The organism is Rhodococcus sp. NPDC056506 (assembly GCF_042794945.1).
In the GTDB taxonomy this organism is placed as follows: Bacteria; Actinomycetota; Actinomycetes; order Mycobacteriales; family Mycobacteriaceae; genus Rhodococcus_F.
The window spans coordinates 22,916-31,566 of the sequence record NZ_JBHTSW010000057.1; the positions used below are offsets into that span (position 1 = coordinate 22,916).

Below are 8,651 nucleotides of genomic sequence, written 5' to 3' on the forward strand. Positions count from 1 at the left end.
CTAGTCGCGCGTGAACGGTGGGGTGTACGTGCTGCAATCCGGGGGGACGGCCGGGAGTCCTTCGGACGAGCGAAGTTTCTCCGCAATGGACGAGAGTAAATCTTGCGATTCGGGGGAGAGATCAACCGCTTTTATGGCCAGAGAACGTAATTCGCTGTCGTGGAACTCTTCGACAACCGAACGGTCTTCTTCCGGAATCAGTTCGGGATCGTGACGAGGCGTCGGACCGAAGAAGTACTCGGCGGCAACGCCGAAGTAATCGGCCAATGCCAAAACGACTTGCTCGGACGGATTTGTGCGCACACCACTGCGGAGTTGCGAGAGGTACGGTGTCGAAATCTTGCATCCTCGTTGTGAAAGAGCTTCCACAACTTGTGCGTTGGTGAGTCTAGGGGCTGTGGCCGGGTACAAGGCGTTCAAGCGGTCCTTGAATGAATCGGTCACAATTCCTCCCTCGAGCGTGACCCAGCGTCACAGCTACTTCGCAGTTTTCACATAGTAGACGACACGGTTATTCTGGACTCCGGTCGAAAGTCCTTTCACCTGCGGATATTTGGTGCGGCGACATTCCAAAGACTTTGCAAAGTATGTGATTTACACCGCGTACTGACCGTTCGTTTTGCCAAGTGGCGCGGGGGTGGCGTATAAGCAAAATGGCGGTGGTTACCCCGTTGCGCTGCAGGTTCTTTCGGCCGGTCCTATCCATGAGGGTCGATGCATGACGGCCCTGCCTGTAACGTGCGCGAACCGCCGGCAGGCGACGGTCGCTGCATTTCGCGGAAGTTGGCGCGCCGTCCTCACTTGGTGATCGAGTCGACGCCCGCGAGCAGTAACGGGCGCGCACTTTTTGTCATTCGCGAGTGGGCGGTCGGCCGAGTCGACCTGTCGGTCAGGTGTTCCCAGTGGGTCCGATCGAAGTCGTTGCTTTCCGAAAAGCGGCCGATCGGTATGTCACCGATGTTGGAGCGCAATACATCTCGTCGCTCGCCACTATTTCATACGGTGCCGTCGGCGCCGTCGGCCTGTGCCCGGACATTTTTCGGCAGCCTTCGGCGACGACGCACGGGTCTCGTGACGCAGCACCCCGTAAGGACACGTCGAGGATCGCCTCTGCATCTTTCGAGTCGGAATTGCCTGTTGCGTCTGTAGTGGTCGGCGTGCGTTGCAGCGAGACGCCAGTCAGGGCGGTACAGCGGGTGAGAGTGACGCGCGGCAATTCTGTCGCACAGGTCTTCCGATTCGTCGCTGTCCCGTTCCTGTCTCGGCTGCCGAAACGCTGCACGCCGTGCACCACGCTTGCCTCGACCCTGATCAGCGGCTTATGGCACGGGGCTTGCTGACCGGCGCATACTGGTTACAACGCGGTGTTTGAAGGGCAGGACTGGCATGGTCAGTGTCGAGAAGTGGGCGATGTGGGATTCCGCCGTGGAGGTGGATGTCACCGAGGGCGCTGCGCTGCCCACTGCGCACGCGTTGATCGCAGCTGCCATCGACGAGACCGAGACAGTGTGCGACCTTCGCCGGGGCGACGCCGAGATCCACGCCGTCAATCTCGCTCAGGGAACTCCGGTCAAAGTGACACGACGTATGTCGGCTCTGCTGCGCTCCGCGCTGTGGGCGGCCCGCATGACCGGCGGTGCAGTCAATCCGCTTGCCGACAACTACTCCGAGGACGAATCCATCCCTCCGGTGCACCCCACCCCGACGTTCGAGGACGTCCAACTCGACGGTGACGTGGTGTACGCGCCGTGGGGTGCGTCATTCGACATCACCGGAGTTGCCAAGGCGGACACAGTCGATCGCGCCGCGCAGATCGTCGCTGCCGAATTGCAATGTGGTGTTGCCGTGCGGATCGGCGACGTGATCGCCACTGCCGGCCATGCGCCTGCCGGAGGCTGGCAGATTCCGGTGCCGGGCAGCGAAGAAGTCGAGTTGATCAACGGAACCGCGATGGCGACGGCGCGGGCGGTAGAGCTGCCCTCCTGGGAATCCAACCAGGAGCGACCCTCCACGGAGTGGGCGCAAGTCTCGGTGATCGCGGATGACGCAGTGTGGGCGTACGCCGCGAGCGAAGCAGCATTGATCCGAGGTATCAGTGCCATCAAATGGGTTGAACAGCAAGAGCTTCGCGCTCGGCTCGTCGACCGATCCGGGCGTGTGTACACAACGGAGAGTTGGTTCGGCCCAGCCGCCGCGTGAAGTCAGGCCCGTCCGCGCTCCTTGCGGTACCACTGCACCAGAGCATCGGTAGATGTGTCGCCGAGGTCGCCGGGTGCCTTTTCGGAGGACAGTGCAGGCCCAAGTTCCAGTGCCTGCGTCTTGCCGAGTTCGACGCCCCACTGATCGAACGGATTGACACCCCATACGGCACCTTCGACAAATACCTGGTGCTCGTAGAGGGCGATCAACTGACCGACCACCGAGGGTGTCAATTCCTTCGCCAAGATGGTGCTCGAAGGCCGGTTGCCTGGCATCACCTTGTGCGGCACCAACTCTGGTGCCGTGCCCTCCGACGCGATCTCTTCGGCCGTCTTGCCGAACGCGAGAACCTTGGTCTGAGCGAAGAAGTTACTCATGAGCAGATCGTGCATGGATCCCGTGCCGTCCGCCGTCGGCAGATCGTCGGTGGATTCCGCGAACCCGATGAAATCGGCAGGCACGAGCCAGGTGCCCTGATGCAGGAGCTGATAGAACGCGTGCTGCCCGTTGGTTCCAGGCTCGCCCCAGAAGATCTCACCGGTGGACGTGGTTACCGGTGAGCCGTCGGCGCGCACCGACTTGCCGTTGGATTCCATGGTCAGCTGCTGCAGGTACGCGGGAAAGCGCAACAAATCGTTGGAGTACGGCAGAACTGCGCGGGACTGAGCTCCGAAGAAGTTGGAGTACCAGAGCCCGATGAGACCGAGGAGTACCGGCGCGTTCTGCTCGAGCGGTTGGTTTCGGAAATGCGTGTCGATCTGGTGGAAACCGTCGAGGAACTCCGCAAAACGGACAGGTCCGACGGCGCACATGACCGACAAGCCGATCGCCGAGTCGACCGAGTAGCGCCCGCCGACCCAATCCCAGAAACCGAACATGTTCGCGGTGTCGATGCCGAACTCCGCCACGCGGTCACCGTGGGTGGAGACTGCGACGAAATGCTTGGCTACGGCGGAGACGTCTTCGCTGCCCAGGCCGGCGAACAGCCAACGCTTTGCCGCAGTCGCGTTGGTGAGCGTCTCGAGGGTGGAGAAGGTCTTGGACGCGACGATGAAGAGCGTCGTCTCCGGATCGAGGTCGTCGAGCTGCCCGACCAGATCGACAGGGTCGATGTTGGAGACGAACCGGACGCTGATTCCGGCGTCGGCGTAATGCCGTAGCGCGCGATAGACCATCACGGGCCCGAGGTCGGAACCGCCGATACCGATGTTGACGATGGTGCGGATGCGCTTGCCGGTGGCGCCGGTCCACTCGCCACTGCGCACGCGATCCGCGAACGCGCCCATCGCGTCCAGAACCTCGTGAACGTCCGCGACGACGTCCTGACCGTCGACGGTCAGAGCAGAATCCTTCGGCAGACGCAGCGCTGTGTGCAGCACGGCGCGGTCTTCAGAGGTGTTGATGTGATCACCCGCGAACATCGCGTCGCGTCGTGCTTCGACGCCGGCCTCGCGGGCAAGGTCTACGAGCAGCGTGAGAGTCTCGCGGCTGACACGATGCTTGCTGTAGTCGATGTGAAGATCACCGGCGTCGATCGTCAGCTCTCGCCCTCGGGCTGGATCGTCCTGGAAGAGTTCTCGCAGGTGAACGCCTTCGATGTCGGCGTAATGAGCGCGCAGTTTCTGCCAGGCTGAGGTTCCGGTGATATCAGTGCTCACGATCATCGACTTTAGTGGCACGGGCTGGAAACTTCCTCGCGAGTCTTACTCACCCGCAGACGTACGCGCCTGCGGCGAGCATCATGGAACTTATGGACACATTCGAATTCATTCGATCAGTTCCCACCCAGTTGTTCGTCGGCGGCCGGTTCGTGCCCGCGGAGAACAACGCGACCTTTCCGGTGTCGGATCCGGCGACCGGGAAACCGTTGACCGATGTCGCCGATGCGAGCCCAGCGGACGCGCTGCGCGCCCTCGACGAAGCAGTGGCGGTCTCGCCGAAGTGGGCGAGCACACCTGCGCGCGAGCGTGGGGAAATCCTGCGAGCCGTCTTCGAGAAGATCACCGAGCGCGCCGAGGACGTGGCGCTGCTGATGACCCTCGAAATGGGTAAGGCGCTCGCCGAAAGCCGCGCCGAGGTGAAGTACGGGGCGGAGTTCTTCCGGTGGTTCAGCGAGGAGGCCGTTCGCATCGGCGGGCGCTACACACCGGCGCCGGCGGGCAACGGACGGATCCTCGTCACGAAGGCGCCGGTGGGACCGTGTCTGGCCATCACGCCCTGGAACTTCCCGTTGGCGATGGGCACCCGGAAGATCGGACCGGCCTTGGCTGCCGGATGCACGATCATCGTCAAGCCCGCCTCGGAGACCCCGTTGACGATGCTGCTGCTCGCCCAGCTCATGGCCGAGGCAGGGCTGCCGGACGGTGTCCTCTCGGTGTTGCCGACGTCGAAATCCGGTGAAGTGACCGGCCCGCTCATCGACGACCCGCGACTGCGCAAGCTCACCTTCACCGGGTCCACCGGCGTCGGCAAGATGCTCGTGGAGAAGTCCGCGAAGCGCTTGCTCCGCACGTCGATGGAACTGGGTGGCAACGCGCCCTTCGTCGTGTTCGACGACGCGGACGTCGACAAGGCCGTCGAAGGCGCGGTCCTGGCCAAGCTCCGCAACGGGGGCGAAGCCTGCACTGCCGCCAACCGCTTCCACGTCGCCAACGCGGTGCGTGAAGAGTTCACGACCAAACTGACCGAGAAGATGGCGGCATTCACGATGGGACCGGGGAGCGACCCGGAGACCAAGCTCGGGCCGTTGATCAACCAGGATCAGCTCGACACTGTCGCAGAGCTGGTCGCAGACGCGGTGGACGCCGGGGCAAAGGTGCGACTGGGCGGCGAAGCGCCAGGTGGTGAAGGGTACTTCTATCCCGCCACGGTGCTGGCCGACGTTCCGGCGAGCGCACGGATTCTGAAGGAAGAAGTGTTCGGGCCCGTCGCCGCAATCACCGGTTTCGACACCGAAGACGAGGGAATCGCGGCCGCCAACGACACCGAATTCGGATTGGCCGCATACATCTTCACGAAGGATCTCGATCGTGCACTTCGCGTTTCCGACGCTCTGGAATCAGGAATGATCGGCGTCAACCGCGGAGTGATCTCGGACGCGGCAGCGCCGTTCGGTGGTGTGAAGGAATCCGGATTCGGCCGCGAGGGCGGGACCGAGGGGATCGAGGAGTACCTCGACACGAAGTACATCGCGCTCGAGAGCTGATACACACGCGAACGGCCACATCGGGGCTGCCAGAGGCATCCGATGTGGCCGTTCGCGAATGATCGGCGTGTGCGCTAGTGGCCCAGGCGTCCTCGGCCCAGACGCAGGAGCAGCATCGCGAGGGTATGGCCTTCCTGGCCGAGCTCGTTGAACCGTTCGAGGACCTTCATCTCCCGGCTGTGCACCAGACGCGGACCACCCGATGCCATCCGGGTGCGGCCGATGATCTGGGAGACCTCGGAGCGGCGTTTGATGGCCGCGAGGATCTCGGCGTCGAGACGGTCGATTTCTTTCCGTAGTTCGTCGATCTCCGCCTCACTCTGGGGGATCTCGACGTCCGTCGGAGCAGTATTTACAGTATTTACAGTATTTCCATTGGGTGCTGCAGCCTGGGTGCTCATTGCTATTCGTCTCCTCTTCCTACTGCGTGGATCGTGGTCTCGGCTCGGGTCGTTACCGATCCAGGCACACTGACGAAAATGCCCCGGATCCGATTCGGACCAGGGGCGGGTGAGCTGTTCAGATCACGTGCACCGAGGTCCGGGGCACGTAAAGTAACGCCACAGCGGACCGACGGGGTCGGCCGCGTTGTCGCGAACGGAAATGCTGAACATAGCGTCCAGTTTGCCATGTTCGACACAAGGAATCCAAGTGCCTCTACCAGCAGGTGGACGCACTGACGACCGTGTCGGTGGACGCCGGTAGCGTGGACAGGCGATGAACACGTACCCAGCACTCGGTGAGCACGACGGACATTCCCATCACGACGGGGGCGGCGCGCGGGGACACGACGCGGGTTCGGACGCCCTCCTCGAGGGACTCAACCCGCAGCAACGCGAGGCTGTGGTCCATACCGGTTCGCCGTTGCTGATCGTCGCGGGTGCCGGCTCGGGCAAGACGGCAGTGCTGACGCGTCGCATCGCCTATCTGCTGGCCGAACGGGGCGTCACTCCCGGCCAGATCCTGGCCATCACCTTCACCAACAAGGCTGCAGCCGAGATGCGTGAGCGTGTGGCCGCGCTTGTCGGACCGCGCGCAAACGCCATGTGGGTATCGACGTTCCACTCGAGTTGTGTTCGCATCCTGCGGGCACAGGCGGCGCTCCTGCCCGGTCTCAACTCGAATTTCTCGATCTACGATTCCGACGACTCGCGTCGACTGCTGACGATGATCTCGAAGGACCTCGAGCTCGACACCAAACGATTCTCCGCGCGGCTTCTCGCCACGCACATCTCCAACCTCAAGAACGAACTCGTCGGACCGGAAGAAGCGGTTGTCGCGGCCGATCAGGATCCGGCGGAACTGCCGCGACTGATCGCCAAGGTCTACGGCCACTACCAACAGCGACTGCGTGCTGCGAACGCACTCGACTTCGACGACCTCATCGGCGAGACCGTTGCGCTCTTGCAGGCGTTTCCGCAGATCGCCGAGTACTACCGTCGCCGCTTCCGTCACGTGCTCGTCGACGAGTACCAGGACACCAACCACGCGCAGTACATGCTGGTGCGTGAACTGGTCGGCGGTGCCGGCGGGTCCGACCACGCGGTTGCCCCGGCCGAGCTGTGTGTCGTCGGTGACGCCGATCAGTCGATCTACGCATTCCGCGGAGCCACCATCCGCAACATCGAAGAGTTCGAACGCGACTACCCGGACGCCCGAACCATCCTGCTCGAACAGAACTACCGTTCGACGCAGAACATCCTCTCGGCGGCCAACTCCGTGATCTCCAAGAACACCGGACGACGAGAAAAGCGCCTGTGGACCGATTCCGGTGAGGGCGAACTGATCGTCGGTTACGTTGCAGACAACGAGCACGACGAAGCATCGTTCGTCGCCTCGGAGATCGATCGCCTGGTGGACCAGGGCGAGACCAAATTCGCCGACATCGCGGTCTTCTACCGGACCAACAACTCCTCACGTGCGCTCGAGGAAATCTTCATCCGACTCGGTGTGCCGTACAAGGTGGTCGGCGGCGTTCGCTTCTACGAACGCAAGGAAGTTCGGGACATCGTCGCGTACCTGCGCGTCCTCGCCAACGAGGACGACACCGTGAGCCTGCGACGCATTCTCAACACACCACGACGCGGTATCGGTGATCGAGCCGAAGCCTGCGTCGCCGTGCACTCCGAGCACCGCAACATCAGCTTCGCCGCCGCACTGCGCGACGGCGCGGAAGGCAAAGTGGCGCTGCTCAATACGCGTTCACAGAAGGCCATCGCGTCGTTCCTCGAGATGATGGACGGACTGCGGGCCCTGCTGCCGACAGCAGCGGCCGACGAGGACGAACCCTTCGAGCTCGGTGACATCGGCGAGGTCGCCGAGGCGGTGCTCGAGCGAACCGGCTATCGCGCCGAACTCGCTGCGAGCAGCGATCCGCAGGACGGCGCTCGGCTCGACAACTTGAACGAACTCGTCAGCGTGGCAAGAGAATTCAGTTCCGACGCACGAAACGTAGCGGGGCTGATAGATCCGGACGACGAGGAAACGGCAGCCATGCGCGAAGGTGAACCCGATCCGGGTTCGCTCGCCGCGTTCCTCGAACGCGTATCGCTTGTCGCCGACGCCGATCAACTACCGGACTCCGACGACGGCGTTGTGACCATGATGACGCTTCACACCGCCAAGGGCCTCGAGTTCCCGGTCGTCTTCGTCACCGGCTGGGAGGACGGACAGTTCCCGCACATGCGCGCCCTCGGCGATCCTGCAGAGCTGTCCGAAGAGCGTCGACTCGCCTACGTCGGCATCACCCGAGCCAGGCAGCGCCTGTACCTGACGCGCGCGATCATGCGTTCGGCATGGGGGCAACCGATCCAGAACCCGGCGTCACGGTTCATCCAGGAGATCCCGGAGGACCTGATCAACTGGCGCCGCGAGGATCCGGGTACCGGTGGTGGATTCGGAAGTGGCAGGCCAGGTTACGGCAGCGGAAGCCGCTACGGCAGCCAGGGCGGCCAGGGTTACGGCGGCGGACAGGGCTATGGGGGTGGGGCAGGCAAGGCTGCGTCGACTCCCAGTTTCGGAGCCGCGCGTGGCCGCAACAACGTTCTGGTCCTCACCACGGGTGATCGCGTCAGTCACGACAAGTACGGTCTGGGGACCGTTCTCGAAACCAAGGGCACCGGACCCACCGCGACGGTCACCATCGACTTCGGTAGCGCGGGCAAGGTGCGGTTGATGCTCATCGGTGGTGTGCCGATGGTCAAGCTGTAGAAGGCAGACAAAAACTTCCGGCCCGCACCTTTTCAGG

General features: G+C 63.0%; 6 protein-coding genes. 3 read left to right on the forward strand and 3 right to left on the reverse strand.

Annotated features, from left to right (window positions below):
- Complete coding sequence (locus tag ACFQ6H_RS27620; protein ID WP_378446399.1) at positions 1–444, reverse strand: helix-turn-helix domain-containing protein; 444 nt, start codon at positions 442–444, stop codon at positions 1–3.
- A gap of 942 nt (positions 445–1,386) precedes the next feature.
- On the opposite strand from ACFQ6H_RS27620, the gene ACFQ6H_RS27625 reads away from it, so the two are divergent.
- Entirely contained in the window at positions 1,387–2,199 is an 813-nt protein-coding gene (locus ACFQ6H_RS27625) for an FAD:protein FMN transferase (protein WP_378650037.1), read from the forward strand.
- A 2-nt stretch (positions 2,200–2,201) separates the two neighbouring features.
- Here the strand turns inward: ACFQ6H_RS27625 and pgi are convergent, their stop codons facing one another.
- Entirely contained in the window at positions 2,202–3,857 is a 1,656-nt protein-coding gene (gene pgi / locus ACFQ6H_RS27630; protein WP_378532595.1) for a glucose-6-phosphate isomerase, read from the reverse strand.
- 92 nt (positions 3,858–3,949) lie between these two features.
- Between pgi and ACFQ6H_RS27635 the strand changes: the two genes are divergently transcribed.
- Complete coding sequence (locus ACFQ6H_RS27635) at positions 3,950–5,404, forward strand: NAD-dependent succinate-semialdehyde dehydrogenase (protein ID WP_378650039.1); 1,455 nt, start codon at positions 3,950–3,952, stop codon at positions 5,402–5,404.
- Positions 5,405–5,478: 74 nt separating this feature from the next.
- Here the strand turns inward: ACFQ6H_RS27635 and ACFQ6H_RS27640 are convergent, their stop codons facing one another.
- Positions 5,479–5,805: a chorismate mutase gene (locus ACFQ6H_RS27640; protein WP_019744757.1), complete on the reverse strand. Its 327-nt coding sequence runs from the start codon at positions 5,803–5,805 to the stop codon at positions 5,479–5,481.
- A 316-nt stretch (positions 5,806–6,121) separates the two neighbouring features.
- Between ACFQ6H_RS27640 and pcrA the strand changes: the two genes are divergently transcribed.
- On the forward strand, positions 6,122–8,614 hold the full coding sequence (gene pcrA, locus ACFQ6H_RS27645) for a DNA helicase PcrA (protein ID WP_378650041.1): 2,493 nt from the start codon (positions 6,122–6,124) through the stop codon (positions 8,612–8,614).
- Positions 8,615–8,651: the final 37 nt, after the last annotated feature.

Excerpts from the sequence above, each read along its gene's own strand:
- ACFQ6H_RS27625 (WP_378650037.1), top strand. The coding sequence starts at position 1,387 with ATGGTCAGTGTCGAGAAGTGGGCGATGTGGGATTCCGCCGTGGAGGTG.
- ACFQ6H_RS27635 (WP_378650039.1), top strand. The coding sequence starts at position 3,950 with ATGGACACATTCGAATTCATTCGATCAGTTCCCACCCAGTTGTTCGTC.
- ACFQ6H_RS27640 (WP_019744757.1), bottom strand. The coding sequence starts at position 5,805 with ATGAGCACCCAGGCTGCAGCACCCAATGGAAATACTGTAAATACTGTA.
- pcrA (WP_378650041.1), top strand. The coding sequence starts at position 6,122 with ATGAACACGTACCCAGCACTCGGTGAGCACGACGGACATTCCCATCAC.